The following is a 17,487-nucleotide window of genomic DNA, read 5'->3' as shown; positions in this document are numbered from 1 at the left end:
CGGCGGTGCGGTGAGGACTCGGCAATGCCCGACGGCCGGCAGGGCGGACCGTCGGCGACCTCAGTCGTCGGTGAAGACGGGGAGCACGGGCGGGGCGAAGCGGGCGCCGGCCTCCGGGTCGCCGGTCGACTGGGTCAGCAGCAGCCGCGTCGTCTCAAGGAGGTGATCGCGCATGGCCTGGGCCGCGCCTTGGTCGTCCCGGGCCTGGATGCGCTCAAGGATGCGCTCGTGAACCCGCCAGATGTCCCACAGGGTCCGCGTCTTCGTCGTGGACAGGCCGCGCGCGGCCATCTGCGCCCGCATCGTCGCGACCGACTGGGTCACCCGCGTGTTGCCCGCGGCCTCCAGGATCATCTCGTGGAAGGCCACGTCCTCCTCCTGGAACAGCCGCTCGTCGCCGCTCTCGCAGGCCTGCCGCATCCGTTCGAGCGCCTTGGAGAACGGCGCCATCTGGGCCTCGGTCATCATGGTCGCGGCGCGGTACGCCGAGGGGACTTCGAGCAGGTAGCGCAGCGTGTAGATCTCCTCGATGTCGCGCGTGTCTATCTTGAGGATCCGCACCCCCCGGCTCCGCTCGAACCTGACCACGCCGTGCGTGGCGAGCTGCAGCAGGGCCTCACGGACGGGCGTCCGCGAGACCCCCAGCTGGGCGGCGATCTCCACGACGGAGTGCAGCGAGCCAGGCGCCAGCTCACCCGTGACGATGGCCCGGCGGACCGCCTCGAAGGTCTGGGCCGCCAGCGACGTCTGGTCCGTCGAGATCTGCTCCATATGGACTTGGCTCCCGGTCAGTCGGTCCGCGCAGCGCCAGAACGCCTTGGTCGGCCGAGACGATATCACTCAGTAGGAAGATGCGGCATGTGGCATGCAATGCCCCCGGTCAGAGGGCCGCCTGCCAGAGGGCCGCCGATCAGAGGAACGACAGGTCCGCGCCCTCGCTGGCCGGCAGCACCGTCTGCGCGTACAACCTCCGCCACCCCCGCGCGGGCAGCTCGGGCGGGACGAAGTCCGCGCGACGGCGCTCCAGCTCCTCCTCGTCCACGAGGAGGTCGAGCCGCCGCGCCGCGACGTCCAGCCTGATGAGGTCGCCGTCGCGGACGAGCGCGATCGGCCCTCCTGCGGCGCTCTCCGGATCGCAGTGCAGCACCACGGTGCCGTACGAGGTGCCGCTCATCCGCGCGTCGGAGACCCGCACCATGTCCCTGATGCCGGCCTGGGCCAGCTTGGCGGGGATGGGCAGGGCGCCCGCCTCGGGCATGCCCGCCGCGATCGGCCCCGCGTTGCGCAGCACCAGGACGTGGTCCGGGGTGACGTCCAGATCCGGGTCGTCCAGGATCCGCTGGGCGTCCTGCGCCGAGTCGATGACGAGGGCCGGTCCGGTGTGGTTCATCAGGTGGGGGCTCGCGGCCGCCGACTTGATGACGGCGCCCCTCGGAGCGAGCGTGCCCTGGAGCACCGCGAGGCTGCCCGCCGCGCCGAGCGGGTCCTCAAGCGGGCGGATCGTCGTCTGCCAGTCCTCGCGCGCGGGGCTCTCGTCGATCAGTGCGCCGAGCGGCTTCCCTGAGACGCCGACGGTTTCCCGTTCGAGCAGCGGTTCGAGGACCTTGAGCAGGGCCGGCAGTCCGCCCGACCGGTGGAAGTCCTCCAGATATCCCGATCCGGCGGGCTTGCAGTCGACCAGGAACGGCACGTCGGCGCCGATCACGTCGAAGTCCTTGAGCGTGAGGTCCACTCCGGCCCGCCGCGCGACGGCGATCAGGTGGACCAGCGCGTTCGTCGATCCGCTCATCGCGGAAAGCACCCGGACGGCGTTGCGGAACGCGGCCGGGGTGAGGATCTCGCGGGGGAGGGGGCCGCCCGATCGGGCCAGCTCGACGGCGCGGCGGCCGGTCGCGGCGCCGTGCCGCAGGCGGGCGCCGGTGGCGGCAGGAGGGGTGGCGCCGCCGGGCAGCATCATGCCGAGGGTCTCGGTGAGGCAGGCCATGGTGGACGCGGTGCCCATGACCGCGCACGTGCCCGCGGTCGAGACGAGCTCGTTGCGGACGCTGGTGATCTCGGACCCGTCGAGCTCGCCGCCGCGGTGCCTGCCCCAGAAGCGCCGGCAGTCGGTGCAGGCGCCGAGGCGCTCGCCCCGCCAGCTGCCGGTCATCATCGGCCCGACCACTTCGAGCAGGACCGGCTTGTCGGAGGAGGCGGCGGCCATGAGCTGGGCCGGCACCGTCTTGTCGCAGCCGCCGAGGAGGACCGCGGCGTCCATCGGCAGGGCGCGGATCATCTCCTCGGTGTCCATCGCGAGCAGGTTGCGGAACAGCATCGTCGTCGGGGACGTCAGGATCTCCCCGAGAGAGATGGTCGGGAAGTCCATGGGCAGGCCGCCGGCCTCCAGGACGCCGCGTCTGACGGCGTCGAGCAGCGCCGGCATGTCGCGGTGGCAGGTGTTGTAGTCGGACTTGGTCACCGCGATGCCGACGATCGGCCGGTCCAGCGCCTCGTCGTCGTACCCGCTGGAGGCCAGGAAAGCACGCCGCAGGTAGGTGCTGAAACCGTCGTCGCCGTAGGACGTACGGCTCCGGTCGATGGCCGACTCAGTCGGTCGGGCGGGCATGGGGACCTCCGGGGGTCTGGCTGGTGGGGAAGAAGAAGGCCGGAAGGATCACGGGCGCAGCGGCATCGCGAGCGGGCGCATCGGGGCGCCGGTGGCGCCGCGCAGTTTCATGGCGGCCGCGACGAAGGCGAACTCGTAGAGCCGTTCGGCCGAGATCTGCTCGCAGTCGACCACCTCCATGATGGGGACGCCCGCCTCCCCCAGAAGATAGGTGTGGACGACCTGCCAGTTCTCCTCGTCCGCGCCGGGCATCTGCTCCAGGGCGAGGGTGTCCCCGCCGATGACGGACGCGCCCATCCGGGCGAGGAACTCGGCCCCTTCCAGGTTCAGTCCGGGGCTGTTGTCGATGTAGGCGTCGATCGCGGGCCAGGCGCGCATCCGGCCGGTACGGACCAGCGCCACGTCACCCGGCCGGAACTCGACGTTCTGCCGCCGCATGGCCTCGCGCAGGTCGTCCGCGCCGATCCCGTGGTTGTCGGGCAGGATGTCGGTGTCGTACAGGGCGGCGATGTCGAACAGCACGCCGCGGGCGATGATCGGCGGGATCTTGTCCGCGCCGCACTTGGTCCAGTGCCGGGAGCTGATGTGCTCCTCGGCGGAGAACCCGTTCCAGATCTTCCCGTTGTACCCGAAGTGGTTCAGGGTGTCGATGTGCGTCCCGCAGTGGGTGTACATCGAGATCGCGTCGCCCGAGTAGGAGACCAGCTCGTTCTGCTCGCGGCCCACGCCGGTGATGTCGTCGAGGACCGTGCCGGCGGGGGTGTGCGTCATCCACTGCTGGAAGTTCGGGTCGCCGGCCTTCGTCCACGAGGGCATGCCGACGAAGTAGTCCACCGACAGGTCGATGACGCTGCCGCCGTCCGCCCTGCTCAGCACCTCACGCGACGCCTCGGGAGTGATGAGGTTGAGCATCCCGATCTCGTCGTCGGGACCGAAAGGGCTGCGGGTGACCTGGCGGAACTCCGCGCAGTACGCCGCGATCCTGTCCCTGGTCGCCTCGCTGATGAGCGCTGGTCCACACATGGTGATGTCGGCCTTCCTGTTCGATCCGATTACTGGCCGGTCACTGACCCGTGGCCATCGGGCGGGTGAGCTCGCCGTACATCTCGGGACGGCGCCCGGAGAACACGGGCAGCTCGAACTCGCCCGGCTTCTTGATCAGCCGCTTCGTCCGGGCGACCCGGACGTCGATCGACGCCCCGAACAGCCCCTCGTCCTGGCCCGCGTCGGCCAGCACCTCCCCGGAGGGGGAGATGATCTGGCTCCTGCCCATGAAGCGGGTGCCGGCCTCGGCGTCGGCGCGGTCGGCGACCGCGAGATAGACGAGGTTCTCCAGCGCGCGCACCCGCGTCATGTGGTCGGCGAGCAGGTCCGACCCCATCGGCCAGTTGGTGGGCATCGCGATGAGGTCGGCGCCCTGGAGCGCGAGCTCGCGGGCCGATTCGGGGAAGCGCAGGTCGAAGCAGATCATCACGCCGACCCGGCCGAAGGGGGTGTCGGCCACCCGGGGCGCGGCGTCGGCGCCCGGGTCGACGAACCGGTCCGCGCCGAGGTAGGGCAGGTGCTGCTTGCGGTAGCGGCCGATGATCCCGGAGGGTCCGAGCACCAGGGCCGAGTTGTGGACCCGCCCGTCCGCCTCCTCCAGCAGGCCCACCACCGCGTGGACGGCGTTCTCCGCGCAGGCCCGCACGATGCGGGCGATCCTGGGGTCGGCGGCGCTGATCGCGGCGGCGCGCGTCTCGGCGCGGGAGCCGAACAGGTAGCCGGTGAGCACGCACTCGGGGAAGACCACGAGCTGATGCCCGCTCGCCGCGCCGGCCCGCAGGGTCTCGATGACCCGTTCGACGTTGGCGGCCACGTCCGCCCGGTCGACGCTGATCTGCGCGACCCCGACCTGGATGCCGCTTGCGGTAGGTGAGCCGGTCAACGTGCCATCCCTCGGTCCGGTGGTGGGTGAGTACCCGGCAGAGTGGCATGCAGCATGCAGCACGTCAAGTCGTTGACATGCTGCACGCTGCATGCAATGGTGACCCGACTAATCGGACATTCCGCAGGAGAGAGGCAGAGTCGTGCCAGAAGTAGTGATCGTCAGCGGTGCCGGAGGCGGCATCGGCGCCGCGACGGCGCGCGAGTGCGCGGCGGCCGGCACGTCCGTCCTCCTGACGGATCAACGCGTCGAACACGTGGAACGGCTCGCCGCCGAACTCCGTTCCAGCGGGCACGACGCCCTGGCACACGGGCTGGACGTCACCGACGAGGATGCGGTCGCCGACGCCGTCAAGCTGGCCACCGACCGGTGGGGCCGCCTCGACGGCCTGGTCAACTGCGCCGCCACGATCGTGGCGAAACCCCTGGTCGACACCACCCTTGAGGACTGGAACCGGGTCATGACGGTCAACGCGACCGGCACCTTCCTGCTGTGCAGGCAGGCGGTAGCCGCGATGCTCGCCCAGGGGACGCCCGGATCGATCGTCAACCTCTCCTCGATCTCCGGCACGGTCGGCCTGCCCGGCCAGCCCGCCTACTGCGCCTCCAAGGGAGCGGTGCTGCAGCTGTCCCGACAGATCGCCGTCGACTACGCCGCCGCGGGGATCCGGTGCAACGCGGTCAGCCCCGGATCGGTCGCCACCGAGCAGCTGGCCACCTACCTCGGATCCCAGCCCGATCCCGACTCCGCCCGGCAGCGGCTCATCGCCGGTCACCCGATCGCCCGCCTGGCGGACCCCCACGAGGTGGCCAAGGTGGTCACCTTCCTGCTGAGCTCCGCCGCCAGCTTCATGACCGGCGCGGACGTGGCCGTAGACGGCGGCTACACCGCCATCTGAGCACGGACCCGCGGTCCCTGCGGATTTCCACGGAGGTACTCGTAAATGTCTCGGCGTACGACCTCGCCGCCGGCCAAGCGCGCCGGACCTGGCGGACTGATCGATCTGCGTCGCCTCAGAGCCGGTCGCTTCTCCTCCATCTGGCTGATCACGCTGCTGCTCTTCGCCGCCAGCCCGCTCATCTCGCCCGGCAGCCTGTCCGGATCCGCGGTGCTGTCCATGCTGCCGTTCGCGGCGGTGATGGCGATCGCCGCGCTCGGGCAGACCCTCGTCGTCGCCCACGGCGGCATCGACCTGTCGGTGCCCGGCGGGATGGCGCTGGCCGCGGTGCTCGCCACGAAACTCCCGGCCGCGTCGGGAGTCCCGGTCTGGGCGGCCGTCGGGCTCGCGCTGGTCGTGGGCGCGCTGGGCGGGCTGATCATCGGCTTCGCCGTGGTCCGATTGTCCATCGCGGCGTTCGTGGCGTCCCTGGCCGTCAACTCCATCCTCATCGGCGTGGTCCTGCAGGTCTCCAGCGGCTTCCCCGCCTCGGCCGGCGCCGCGCTGAGCGCGTTCGCCGTCGGATCGGTGGCGGGCGTCCCCAACCTGCTGCTGGTCGCGGTCGTCGTGGTCGGGCTCGCGCACTGGATCATCCGCCACACGGTGCTCGGCCGGCGCTTCATCGCCGTCGGCGCCGGACGGCCCGCGGCGCGGCTGCTCGGCCTGCCCACCGGCTCGTACGAGATGGGCGCGTACGTCGCGGCGGGCATCTGCTACTCGCTGGCCGGAGTCCTGCTCGCCGGCTACCTGCGGACGCCGGACATCCTGCTCGGCAACACCTACCTGCTCCCCACCATCGCGGCCGTCGTCCTCGGCGGAAGCCTGCTGTCCGGCGGCATCACCAACCTGGCCGCCACCGCCGTCGCCGCGCTCTTCCTCACCCAGCTGGACCAGGTGGTCCTCGCCGCAGGCGCGTCCACCGCGACCCAGCTCCTCGTCCAGGCGGTCGTACTCGCGCTGAGCGTGGTGGCCCGCGGCGTGCCGTGGAGCGCCGTCCGCGCCCGGCTGACGACCCGCACCCCCGACCCCGCACTGCCGTCGCGCTGACCGACCAGGTCCCCCCACATGTGTCCCCCAGACAGGAGAGCCCCATGACCTCGACCAGAGCCCGATTCCGGGCCCGCGGCTCGGCCGCCGTCCTGGCCCTCGCCCTCGGCGTGACGGCCTGCGCCGGTGGGCCGGGCGCCTCGAACAACGCCGCCGAGGGCGGCGTCGAGGCCGTCTACGACAACGCGGCCAAGATCGGAGACGTCTCCCAGCTCCGTCCCATGTCCGACTTCTGCGGCACCAAGCCGGTCAAGGTCGCGCTCGCCGACGGCACCGGCGACAACGCCTTCCGCAAGACCGCCCGCGCCGAGTTCGAGGACGAGGCCGCCAAGTGCCCCAACATCACCGTGCTGCCCTACGCCGACGGCCAGAACAACCCGCAGAAGGCGATCAGTGACATCAAGGCCCTGGTGGCCCAGGGCGTCGAAGCCCTCGTGGTCTTCCCCGACGCCGGCGAGGCGCTGCTGCCGACGCTGCGTGAGGCGTACAAGGCCGGCGTGCAGGTGGTGCCGTGGACGGCGAACCCCGGCGGCAAGCCGGGCGCGGACTACACCGCGTTCGTCGGCCACAACACGGTCAACGACGGCGTGACCTGGACCCGCTGGATGTGCGAGGCGCTCGGCGACAAGGGCGGCAACGTCGTCTTCCTCGGCGGCACGCCGGGCAACACGCAGAGCCTCACCGAGATGGTCGGCATCGAGAAGGAGCTCAAGGAGAACGCCGCCTGCGCGAAGGTCAAGCTGCTGAACGAGCCGGGCAAGCCGATCGACACCAACTGGAACCCCGCCCAGATGCAGAAGGTCGTGGCCGGGCTGCTCACCAAGTACCCGACCATCGACGGCGTGATCACCGACTCGGGCGACGCGTCCCTGGGCGGCATCCGCGCCTTCCTCCAGGCCGGCCGGCCGCTGCCGAAGTGGACCGCCAACGACAACAACGGGTTCGCGTGCGCCTGGAAGGAGAACGCGGACAAGAACCCGACCTTCCAGACCGTGACCGTGTCGGCGCGTACCTGGATCATCCGTCTCGCGCTGCGCAAGGCCGTCGCCGCGCACCAGGGGATCAAGAACGACGAGCCGGAGATCATCAACATCCCGATCTTCGAGAACACGCTCGACGAGAACAAGCTCCCGAAGTGTGACACCGACCTTCCCGCCAGCGCCGTCCTGTCCTCCGAGCTCACGCCGGAGCAGCTCAAGCAGGCCTACAGCTGATCACTTGTCGCCTTCCGCCGGGCCCGCGCCCGGCGGAAGCGATGAGCCGAGTGAGGAGTGATCCTTCGCATGGCCGATTCGACAGCCGGACTGGTTCTCCGCGGAGTGACCAAACGCTTCCCCGGCGTCGTCGCGCTCGACGCGGTCGACTTCGAGGTGCGCCCCGGCGAGATACACGCCCTGGTGGGAGGCAACGGCGCCGGGAAGTCCACGCTCATGGCGGTGGCGTCGGGAGCGCTGGCCCCCGACGCGGGCACCATCGAGATCGCGGGCGAGCCGATGCGGCACATCTCCCCGGTCGCCGCCCGGGAGCAGGGCCTCGCCATCGCCTTCCAGCACCCGGCACTTCTCCCCGACCTCACCGTCACCGAGAACCTCCTGCTGAGCGTGCCGAAACGGCTGCGGCCGTCGTTCGGCGACGCTCAGGACTGGGCCAGGGAACGGCTCCTCCCCATGGGGATGGACATCGACCCGGCCGCCGTGGCCGGCCGGCTGACCCTGGCCGAGAAGCAGGCGCTGGAGATCTGCGGGGCCCTCGCCTGCGAGCCCAGCGTCCTGATCCTCGACGAGCCCACCGAGCCGTTCATGGTGGCCGAGATCGACAGGCTGTTCGAGCAGGTGCGCAAGGCCGCCGCCGGCGGGATGGCCGTGGTCTACATCAGTCACCGGCTCCCCGACGTGATGGCCCTGTCCGACCGGCTCACCGTGCTCCGCGACGGGCAGATCCGCGGCACCTTCCTCGCTTCGGAGGTGACCGAGGAGGAGATCATCACCCGCATCGCGGGCCGGGAGATCGACGCGCTGTTCCCGCCGCGGCCCTCCTCCGTCGGCGACGTCGTGATGGAGGTACGCGACCTGCGCTCGGACCGGCTCCGCGGGATCACCACGACCCTCGCCCGCAACGAGGTCCTCGGCCTGGCCGGCGTGGAAGGCAATGGGCAGCGCGAGTTCATCCGCGCGCTCGGCGGAGCCGACCCGGTCACCGGCGGCGGCGTCACCGTCGCCGGCCGGCCCGTGGAGCTCGGCAGCCCCCGCCGCGCCCGGCGGGCCGGCGTGGTCCTCATGCCCCAGGAACGGCACGTCGAAGGCGTCGCGACCGTGCTCTCGGTCAAGGAGAACCTCGGCGTCGCCGCCACGGACCAGACCGCCTCGGCCGGGGTCGTCAAGGGCTCGGCCGAGAACGCGCTGGTGGCCGAGGAGATCCGGCAGCTCGGCATCAAGGTGGCCTCGCCCGACTCCGCCGTGGAGCACCTGTCGGGCGGGAACCAGCAGAAGGTGGTGCTCGGCCGCTCGTTGCTGTCCGGTCCCAAAGTGCTGCTGTGCGACGAACCCACCCAGGGGATCGACGTCGGCGTACGGTCCGACATCTACCACCGGCTCCGCTCCACCGCCGAGTCGGGGACGCCGGTGGTCGTGCTCAGCTCCGACAACGTCGAACTCGCCGGGCTGTGCGACCGCGTGCTCGTGTTCTCCCGAGGGCGGGTCGTCCGCGAGCTGACCGGCGACGAGATCTCCGAGCACGCCATCACCGAGGCGTCCCTGACGGCGGCGACCTCGGACCAGAGCCCGGAGGCCGCCGGGCCGGCCCGGCGTACGGGGCCGCTCGGCAGGTTCCGCCGCCTGCTCGCCGGCGAGCAGGCGCCCAGCCTGTTCCTCGCGGCCGCGATCGTGCTCCTGGCCCTGGTGAGCGCCACCAGGAGCGACCGCTTCCTGTCCGAGTTCAACATCGCCAGCATGCTCGGCCTGGCGGCGCCCGTGCTCTTCCTCGCCGCCGGGCAGCTCATCGTCATGCTCACCGGAGGAATCGACCTGTCGGTCGGCCCCCTGAGCGGGACCCTCGTGGTCATCGCCTCGTTCTACGTCCTCGACGGGTACGGAGCCGGGTGGTGGATCGTCGGACTGGTGCTGATGTTCCTCGCGGCGGCCGCCGTGGGGCTGGGCAACGGGATGATGGTCAGATACGCCCGGGTGACACCGGTGGTCGCCACCTTGGTCACCTACACCGCGCTCCAGGGGCTCTCCCTGGTCATGCGCGACTCGCCCGGAGGATCGATCTCCAGCACCGTCACCGAGGCGCTCGGGGCACGCATCGGCCCGGTCCCCTACGCGGTCATCGCCGGCGCGGCCGTCCTCATCGCGCTGGAGGTGATGTCCCGGCGTTCGATGATGGGGCTCCGGCTGCGGGGCGCCGGCTCGTCCGAGCACGCCGCACGGAACCGGGGAATCCCGGTGGCCCGCGTCCACCTCGCCGTCTACGTCGCCAGCGCGCTGCTCACCCTGCTCGGCGCGCTGCTGCTGATGGCGCAGATCGGCGTGGGCGACCCCACCGCCGGCGTCAGCTACACGATGGCCAGCATCACCGCCGTCGTGCTCGGCGGAGCCTCGATCTTCGGCGGCCGGGGCAGCTTCGTCGGCGTCCTGTTCGGCGTCGTGCTCCTGCAGGTCATCCAGAACACCACGGTGTTCCTCGGCCTGTCGCAGGCATGGCAGTACTGGATGCTCGGCCTCATGGCGCTGGCCGCGACGGCCATCTACTCGCAGGTCCGCGCCGCACGAGCGTAATGAGGAGCGTGATCATGGCTGGGACTTCGGACGCCGCGCTCCGCGCACGGGCGCGCCGGGTCATTCCCGGCGGGATGTACGGACATCAGCGGGCGGGCCTGTTCCCGGAGAACTTCCCGCAGTACCTCTCCCACGGTGAAGGGGCCCTGATCCGGGACGTCGACGGGCGCGAGTTCGTCGACCTGCTCTGCGGATACGGGCCCATCGTCCTCGGCTACCAGCACCCGGGGGTCGAGGCGGCCGCGGCGGCCCAGCGGCGGCAGGCCGACTGCCAGAACGCCCCCTCAGCCAGAATGGTGGAACTGGCCGAGCTGCTGGTGGACGTCGTCGACCACGCCGACTGGGCCTACCTGGCCAAGAACGGCACCGACGCGACGACCACCTGCCTGACCATCGCCCGGGCCGCCACCGGCAGATCCGTCGTCCTGGTCGCCCGGGGCAGCTATCACGGAGCGGCCCCCTGGTGCACCCCCGGACTGGCCGGGGTGCTCCCGTCGGACCGCGCCGCACTGCGGTACTTCGACTACAACGACCACGCGAGCCTGCGGGCGGCCGTGGACGAGGCCGGCGACGACCTGGCCGGCGTCATCGTCACCCCGTTCAAGCACAACGACGGAGAAGACCAGGAGCTGGTCGACCCGGCGTTCGCCCGCGAACTCCGGCAGGTGTGCGACGCCAGGAACGCGGTGCTCATCCTGGACGACGTCCGCTGCGGATTCAGGCTGAACTTCGGCGGGAGCTGGGAACCGCTGGGGGTCCAGCCCGATCTCAGCGCCTGGGGCAAGGCGGTCAGCAACGGCTACACCGTCTCGGCGGTCCTCGGCGTCGAAGCCCTGCGGGACGCCGCCACCAGCATCTTCAGCACGGGCACGTACTGGTTCGCGGCGGTGCCCATGGCCGCCGCCATCGCCACCATCAACGCCATCCGCGACGAGGACGGCATCGCCAGGATGGAGCGCGCGGGCGACCTGCTCAGAAGCGGCATCGTCGAGCAGGCCGGAGCGCACGACCTCGGCATCTCCTACACCGGTCCCGCGCAGATGCCCTACTTCCGCTTCCTGGCCGACACGGGCTTCGAACGGATGACGCACTTCGCTCGCGTCGCGCTCGACAACGGCGTCTACCTCCATCCGAGGCACAACTGGTTCGTCAGCCTGCCGCACACGGACGAGATCGTGGCCCGGGCGCTCTCCGGCACCGAGGCCGCCTTCCGCGCGGTCCGCGACCGGTTCGGCGACGGTTGAGCCGGTAGCGGCCGAGGCCGGTGACGAGCGGCGTCGGTCGCTCGTCACCGGGCCGTGGCAAGGACGGCGACTCCGGGACCGGCGAGCTCGTCCAGCGCCACCCGTCGCCCGGAGACGGCCAGAAGCAGCGCCAGCGCGCTCCCGCTCACTTCGGGACCGTCTCCGATCGCCAGGTCGACGTCCGACGCCGTCATCCTGACCCGGGCCGTGAGCTCCCTGGCCCCGCCGAAGGACGCCGGGGTGCGAGCCTGGAGGCGGAGCGACCTGACGACGGCCTGCTCCGGATAGGAACGGGCGAGCCCCAAGGGCCGGCGGATGTCCTCGCCATGCACGAGCTCCTCGACCAGCCGGCTCTCCAGGGGCGCCGGCGGGGTCGTCCTCCTCAAGGCGACCTGACGAAGCCGCTCCAACGTCTCCCGCGGCGAGGCGCCGCGCTCGCGCTCCACACCCCGCGCGTTCTGACGGTGAAAGTCGAACCGCGCCCGGACGAGACCGGCCACGAACCCGAGGCGCGTCGTCCGGGCCGTGTCCACCAGATGGGCGGCCACATCATGCACGGTCCATCCTTCACAAAGCGACGCCTTCCCCCACTGCTCGTCATCGAGGTGCCTGAGGTCATCGATCAACGCCACCCGCTCCGCGTGCACCATCGACCAGACATCGTCGTCCTTCACGGCTGCTCCATCGCTCGACCTGGTGTTTCGTCGAGTGAGACTCGCGGCGCGGCGAGAACTCATCGGCACAGTGACGTAAAGGGCACTGACCCCGCCGAGGGAGAGCCACCGCGTCCACCAGGCTGCGGGGCCCGCTGAGCCGGCGGGGCTTCTGCTGGTCAGGAGACCTTGAGCACGAGCTTGCCCGTGGTCGTGCCGGACTCGATGCGCCGGTGCGCCTCGGCGGCCTGGTCCAGCGGCAGTTCCTCGACGCGCAGCCGCAGGTCGCCTGCCGCCACGGCGGCGACGGCACGGCGCAGTGCACGTCCCGCCTCTGCGGGAAAGGCGGCGGAGAAGGCGGCCAGGTTGAATCCCGACACGGTCTTGTTGGTGAACCACAGCTCGTTGGCCGGGATGCCGACGTCGTCGGCGCCGCTGGCGTTGCCCATGACGATCAGGCGGCCCATAGGATTGAGTGCGTCGATCCCCGTACGGCGCGTCGTGCCGCCCACCATGTCGATCACGATGTCGAACCCGGAGGGGTGTTCCTCGCGGAGCACCACTTCCTGGTAGCCGAAGCCCTTGGCGGTCTCGATCTTGGCGTGGCTGCCGACCGTGCCGACCACGCGGCCCGCGCCGAGCAGCCTGGCTGCCTGACCGAGCTGGCTGCCCACCCCGCCGGCCGCCGCGTGCACCAGGACGCTTTCGCCGGGCGCGATGCGGGCCACTTTGTCGAGCACGAGGAACGCGGTGGTGCTGTTGGACGGGATCGCCGCGGCGACGTCCAGGCCGAGGTCGAGGCCGTCGAGTGGGGCGACCAGGTCAGCGGAGGTGGTGACCACCTCGGCGTAGCCGCCGCTGTCGACGATGGTCAGTGCCGCCACGGGCTGGCCGACGCGCAGGCCGGTCACACCGGGGCCGAGGGCGCGGACGTGGCCGGAGACCTCGATGCCGGGCACGAAGGGCAGCGGCACCGGGGCGACGCCCTGCCGGTAGAGGATCTCGGCGAAGTTGGCGCCCGCGTAGGCGACGTCGATGGCGACCTGGCCCGGACCGGGCTCGGGGGTCTTCACCTCGGCCGCCCGCAGGATGTCCGCACCGCCGAACTCAGGGATCGTGATAGCTCTCATGCCCACGATCGTGCCGCTTGCCAGGGACGATACCCAGACTCCAGTTATCGTGGGTGTGCCACCACCAGCTTGTCGAGTCTGGTCTCGGTCTCGGTGCCAGGCCGGGGGTTGTGCAGCACGAGATGCAGGCCGGGGTGGTCGTTCAACGGCATCTTCAGGGCTTCGAAGTGGAGGTCGCCGACGTCCGGGTGACGGATCGACTTCACGGCCGAGTTGCTGTTGGTGACGTCATGCCTGGCCCAGATCTCGGCGAACTCGGGGCTGGCCCCGACGAGTTCGCCGGCGATGCGCTCGAACTCCGGGTCGTCGGGGTACTGCGCGGCGTCCGCGCGGAACCTGCCCACCACGTCGGCGGCGTGCTTGGCCCAGTCCAGGCTCATGGCGCGGAAACGCTCGTTGGTGAAGTAGGCGACCAGGCAGTTCTGGTCGGTCTGGCCGTACCCGAAGACCGCGCGGGCGGCGTCGTTCACGGCCACGAAGTTCCAGTGCTTGTTCATGATGTAGGCCGGCCGGGGCATCCAGGCCTCCATCACGCGGCGCAGCTCCGCTGTGACCGAGCCGGCCGCCGTCGCGGCGGGTGGCGGTGGAGTCAGGCCGGCCAGCAGGAACAGGTGCCGGCGTTCGGCGTCATCAAGCCGCAGCGCCCTGCTGATCGCGTTGAGCACCTCGCCGGAGACGGTGATGTCGCGGCCCTGTTCGAGCCAGGTGTACCAGGACACCCCGACTCCTGCCAGCACGGCGACCTCCTCGCGCCGCAGGCCGGGGGTGCGCCGCCGGCCTGCCTCCGGCAGCCCTACGTCGGCGGGGGTGAGCCGGCCGCGCCGCGATCGCAGGAAGTCACGCAGTTCCGCGTGACGGTAGTCATTTGCCACGACTGCCAGGATATGAGCCGAGGGAATCGATCGTGGTCGGCAGGCTCCAGTGCTGGCGGCCATGGAGCCGCTGCTGGAGTCCGGCACCCACACCCGCGGTATGGAGCAGCTCAACACCGATCAGAACGACGAAGCAGAAGAAGACCGGGGTTCCAGCCACCTGGGCAATTCTGAACATCACATTTTCCAGCCGGCCTCAGCTCGTACGGAACGTTCGTGCCGGGAGGGAGCTCGGCCGCGGGGCCTTTGATCACCACGGCTTGCAGCCTGTGAATGAGCAGGTTGGCCGCAGCCGCAATCCGGGCGGTGCGTGGTGTGTCGGGCCCCGGTTGCCGGTGGAGTCGTCGGGACGGCGGCGCTGTTGCTCGGATGCGTGCCGGTCGAAGCCGCGCCGGTTGCGTGGGCGAGCTGCGCGTTGTGAGGCGCTGGCGGCTGTGGTCATTTCCGCTGAGGCTGCGGTGTTGTTGGAGTCGCTGGCGGCCCGGCAGGCCAGAATCGCGGCGTGGACGCGCTGTCCGCAGTGCGGTGCGCTGGTGATGGGCCGGGGTGAAGCGGCGCGCGGATGCGGTGTATCGCTCGGCGCGGTGCCGGACGAGGGACTGGAGGTCGTGGCGGGACGACAGCGCGTCGGATCCGGCTTGTGAGCGTGACGCTTAGCCGTCACCACAGGGTGGACGGGGCGGGTGTCGGTGACGGGTGGGCGTCACGCTGCGGCGGCGAGTGGCGGCTTGGCGCGGCGGGGCCGCTTGCGGGTGAGGCGTCGGGTCATCAGGGTGATCGATGTCCAGAGGATGTGTGATTCGCTGTGGCGGGCCAGGCGTTCGTAGTCACGGCAGTTGGGGGGTGTCGATAAGACTGCTGCCATCCGGTACACGCGATTGGGTCAGTGCAGGTCAGCCCTCTTGCTCCGCGGCCGAAACGTCCCGGTACTCCTATAGCCTGCAGAACAGACGATCAATACCATCCCAAGATCATTCTGTTAGAAGTCCTCGATCAGGCAGGGCTGTGATGGCGCTCATGACCGGGTGGCGGGGACTACGGGCATGCGCAGTGTCGCCGCTGTCGCGACGAGCAGGGCCACGAGGAGGACGATCGCCATGAAGACCTGCCCGTGCAGTCCGAGGACGAAGACGGTCCGGTCGGCGAACTGTGGGTCGTAGGTGGCGGTGCCGGGGAGCAGGAGCGCACCGATCATGCCGAGCCAGGGGGTGGCCAGGATGGCGGCGGCGTGCAGCAGGGTGTTGCGGCCTGGCCGTAGCGCGAGGGCCAGGCCGGTAAGGCCGAGGAGCACGGTCATCACCATGTATTGGGCGTCGTGGAATTTGGCGTGGGGTGGCCAGGCCGGGTTGAAGGCGTGCTGTGCCGCCAGGTCGGGGATGACGAGGTCGGCGAGCACGGCGCTGACCGTCGTGATCGCTGCGACGGCGATGATCAGGATTCGGGGGAGGGGCATCAGATCGTCCAGGTGTAGGCGGGGGTGAGTGAGCGGGCGAAGAACGCGTTCGGAAGGAGCGGGAGAACCGCGTCCCGCAGGGTGGTCACCGGCGTGGAGGTCCAGTGCGCGGCGGCGCCGGCCTGGCGCGAACGGCGGACGATCAGCTGGGTACGCGGCCTGCGGTCGCGGTCGTAGGCCGCCAGCCCGTCGCGTACGCCGAGGGTGTCCACCGCGTGCGCGAGCGTGACCGCGTCCTCGATCGCCTGGCAGGCGCCCTGCCCCAGGTTGGGCGTCATGGCGTGGGCCGCGTCGCCGAGCACGGCCACGTTCCCCGAGACGTACGCGGGCAGCATCGGCAGTTCGTGGGTGTCGTGTTGCAGCACCGTCTCCTCATCGGCGGAGTCGAGGAGCGCGGGTATGGGGTCGTGCCAGAGGGCGAAGCGTTCGCGCAGCTCGTCCAGGCCGACGCGGGAGCCGGCCGGGGCGTTGGCCATCACGTAGCAGTAGACGCGGCCGTCGGGCATCGGCACCTGCCCGAACCGTTCGCCCCTGCCCCACGTTTCCACGCTCCCGTCGACCGGCTGAGGCGGGGCGATGAGACGCCAGGTGGTGTAGCCGACATAACGCGGCCCGGGAAGATCGGGCCAGAGGGAGCGCCGGGTCACGCTGTGCACGCCGTCGGCGCCCACCACGAGATCCGCGGTGGAGACGCCCCCGCCGTGGCGGACCGTCCCGTCCGGCCGCACGTGCTGAACGTCGATGCCGGGCCGCAGGACCTCGGGCGGCAGCGCCTCTCGCAGCACGTCGACCAGGGCGGCCCGGTGCACGGTCACCCACGGACCGAAGCGGCGTCTGAGGCCGCCGACGTCGTTGCGGATCAGCCAGTCCCCGCGCCTGCTGCGGATCCCCGCCAGCGGGTCGGCCAGCCCACCAGCGCGCAGCCGGTCGCCCAGGCCGATGGCGTCCAGCGCGCGCAGGCCGTTGGGCTGGATGGTCAGCCCGGCGCCCACCTCGGTGAACTCGGCGGCGCGTTCGAGGACTTCCACCTGCCAGCCGCGCCGGTGGAAGGCGACGGCCGTGGCGAGTCCGCCGATACCGCCGCCTACGATGATCACTTTCATGTTCGGGTCTCCTTGACGTTAGTGCAGGCCCCGCTTGCCGGGGGCCCAGAACGGTTTGGTCGTGATCGAGGTCCGTGGCCAGTTGCGTTCGCGTACCAGGAAGTCGCGTACCAGCTGGCAGGTTCTGGCCTCGTCTGCCACGTAGGCGGCGCCGGCGTTGCCCGGCAGGTCGAGTTCGGCCACGGCCGCGAGCAGCACCCGGGAGGCGATGGCGGGGGCGCCGTGTCGGTGGACGCGGCGCAGCGGCGGTGCCCCGGGCATGGGCAGGCCGTGCTCGGAGGTCTCGCTCTCCAGGACGCCGAACACCTCGGCCGAGGCTCCCAGCGCTCTGATCATCGGGGCGAAGGCGGCGCCGGCGGTCTCCTCGCCGATGAACACGTGATAGGCCGCCTCACGGGTGAAGAAGTCGCCCTGCGGCCACCAGAAGGTCGCCCGGTCCCCGGGCCGTGCCGCCCGCGCCCACGTCAGGCCGATGCCGTCGCCCGCATACAGATGGACGCGCAGTTCGATTGCCGTCCGGCCGGGGTCGAGGCCCCAGATCGTGTAGGTGCGCAGTGTCTCGGCCGGGGGCGTAGGGGAAGGCGACGGGCTGGTCGGTTTCCAGCCGGATCCGGCGCATGGCGGGGTTGACCTGCTCGGCGACGGTGACGGTCGCCTCCACGGCGTACTTGCCGAACAAGCGGTCGCGCAGCGTGCGGGCCATGTCAGGAGTCCTTGCGCCGCCGCAGGTGGGCGGATCT

16 protein-coding genes are annotated in these 17,487 nt (G+C 70.9%); 5 read left to right on the top strand and 11 right to left on the bottom strand.

Annotation, left to right across the window (positions count from 1 at the left end; all coding sequences use genetic code 11):
- Positions 1 to 60: 60 nt before the first annotated feature.
- From ACBR40_RS09040 to ACBR40_RS09025, 4 genes are all read right to left on the bottom strand, one after another.
- The gene (locus ACBR40_RS09040; RefSeq protein WP_344207246.1) at positions 61 to 771 is read right to left on the bottom strand and encodes a GntR family transcriptional regulator; all 711 of its coding nucleotides are present in this window, start codon (positions 769 to 771) and stop codon (positions 61 to 63) included.
- Positions 772 to 910: 139 nt separating this feature from the next.
- Complete coding sequence (locus ACBR40_RS09035) at positions 911 to 2,605, bottom strand: dihydroxy-acid dehydratase (protein WP_371248286.1); 1,695 nt, start codon at positions 2,603 to 2,605, stop codon at positions 911 to 913.
- A gap of 48 nt (positions 2,606 to 2,653) precedes the next feature.
- On the bottom strand, positions 2,654 to 3,628 hold the full coding sequence (locus ACBR40_RS09030; protein ID WP_344207248.1) for a cyclase family protein: 975 nt from the start codon (positions 3,626 to 3,628) through the stop codon (positions 2,654 to 2,656).
- 40 nt (positions 3,629 to 3,668) lie between these two features.
- Complete coding sequence (locus ACBR40_RS09025; RefSeq protein ID WP_344207249.1) at positions 3,669 to 4,532, bottom strand: carbon-nitrogen hydrolase family protein; 864 nt, start codon at positions 4,530 to 4,532, stop codon at positions 3,669 to 3,671.
- Between the two features lie 142 nt (positions 4,533 to 4,674).
- Here ACBR40_RS09025 and ACBR40_RS09020 point away from each other — a divergent pair, with 142 nt between their 5' ends.
- From ACBR40_RS09020 to ACBR40_RS09000, 5 genes are all read left to right on the top strand, one after another.
- The gene (locus tag ACBR40_RS09020) at positions 4,675 to 5,430 is read left to right on the top strand and encodes an SDR family NAD(P)-dependent oxidoreductase (RefSeq protein ID WP_371248285.1); all 756 of its coding nucleotides are present in this window, start codon (positions 4,675 to 4,677) and stop codon (positions 5,428 to 5,430) included.
- 45 nt (positions 5,431 to 5,475) lie between these two features.
- On the top strand, positions 5,476 to 6,516 hold the full coding sequence (locus tag ACBR40_RS09015) for an ABC transporter permease (protein WP_371248284.1): 1,041 nt from the start codon (positions 5,476 to 5,478) through the stop codon (positions 6,514 to 6,516).
- Positions 6,517 to 6,560: 44 nt separating this feature from the next.
- Positions 6,561 to 7,730, top strand: a complete 1,170-nt coding sequence (locus tag ACBR40_RS09010) for a substrate-binding domain-containing protein (RefSeq protein ID WP_371248283.1) — start codon at positions 6,561 to 6,563, stop codon at positions 7,728 to 7,730.
- Between the two features lie 69 nt (positions 7,731 to 7,799).
- Positions 7,800 to 10,292: an ATP-binding cassette domain-containing protein gene (locus ACBR40_RS09005; protein ID WP_344207253.1), complete on the top strand. Its 2,493-nt coding sequence runs from the start codon at positions 7,800 to 7,802 to the stop codon at positions 10,290 to 10,292.
- Positions 10,293 to 10,306: 14 nt separating this feature from the next.
- Positions 10,307 to 11,536 (top strand): aminotransferase class III-fold pyridoxal phosphate-dependent enzyme, encoded by a 1,230-nt coding sequence (locus ACBR40_RS09000; RefSeq protein ID WP_371248282.1) that lies wholly within the window; start codon positions 10,307 to 10,309, stop codon positions 11,534 to 11,536.
- 44 nt (positions 11,537 to 11,580) lie between these two features.
- Here ACBR40_RS09000 and ACBR40_RS08995 read toward each other — a convergent pair whose 3' ends face one another.
- From ACBR40_RS08995 to ACBR40_RS08965, 7 genes are all read right to left on the bottom strand, one after another.
- Complete coding sequence (locus tag ACBR40_RS08995; protein WP_371248281.1) at positions 11,581 to 12,210, bottom strand: maleylpyruvate isomerase family mycothiol-dependent enzyme; 630 nt, start codon at positions 12,208 to 12,210, stop codon at positions 11,581 to 11,583.
- Positions 12,211 to 12,368: 158 nt separating this feature from the next.
- Positions 12,369 to 13,319 (bottom strand): zinc-binding alcohol dehydrogenase family protein, encoded by a 951-nt coding sequence (locus ACBR40_RS08990; protein WP_371248280.1) that lies wholly within the window; start codon positions 13,317 to 13,319, stop codon positions 12,369 to 12,371.
- Between the two features lie 44 nt (positions 13,320 to 13,363).
- A complete protein-coding gene (locus tag ACBR40_RS08985) occupies positions 13,364 to 14,191 on the bottom strand; it encodes a helix-turn-helix transcriptional regulator (RefSeq protein WP_371248279.1) in 828 nt (275 codons plus the stop codon).
- A gap of 1,015 nt (positions 14,192 to 15,206) precedes the next feature.
- The gene (locus tag ACBR40_RS08980) at positions 15,207 to 15,644 is read right to left on the bottom strand and encodes a DUF6640 family protein (RefSeq protein ID WP_371248278.1); all 438 of its coding nucleotides are present in this window, start codon (positions 15,642 to 15,644) and stop codon (positions 15,207 to 15,209) included.
- Positions 15,644 to 16,747 (bottom strand): FAD-dependent monooxygenase, encoded by a 1,104-nt coding sequence (locus tag ACBR40_RS08975; RefSeq protein WP_371248277.1) that lies wholly within the window; start codon positions 16,745 to 16,747, stop codon positions 15,644 to 15,646. Before ACBR40_RS08975 ends, ACBR40_RS08980 begins: the two co-directional genes overlap by 1 nt.
- Before the next feature lie 18 nt (positions 16,748 to 16,765).
- Complete coding sequence (locus tag ACBR40_RS08970) at positions 16,766 to 17,251, bottom strand: siderophore-interacting protein (protein ID WP_371248360.1); 486 nt, start codon at positions 17,249 to 17,251, stop codon at positions 16,766 to 16,768.
- Positions 17,139 to 17,450, bottom strand: a complete 312-nt coding sequence (locus ACBR40_RS08965; protein ID WP_371248365.1) for a hypothetical protein — start codon at positions 17,448 to 17,450, stop codon at positions 17,139 to 17,141. The genes ACBR40_RS08970 and ACBR40_RS08965 overlap by 113 nt, the downstream gene beginning before the upstream one ends.
- Positions 17,451 to 17,487: the final 37 nt, after the last annotated feature.

It is taken from the genome of Nonomuraea sp. AD125B, from assembly GCF_041402765.1.
Taxonomy (GTDB): Bacteria; Actinomycetota; Actinomycetes; order Streptosporangiales; family Streptosporangiaceae; genus Nonomuraea; species Nonomuraea bangladeshensis.
Note: the sequence above shows the minus strand (reverse complement) of the source record. Positions and strands in the feature narration are given on the sequence as shown.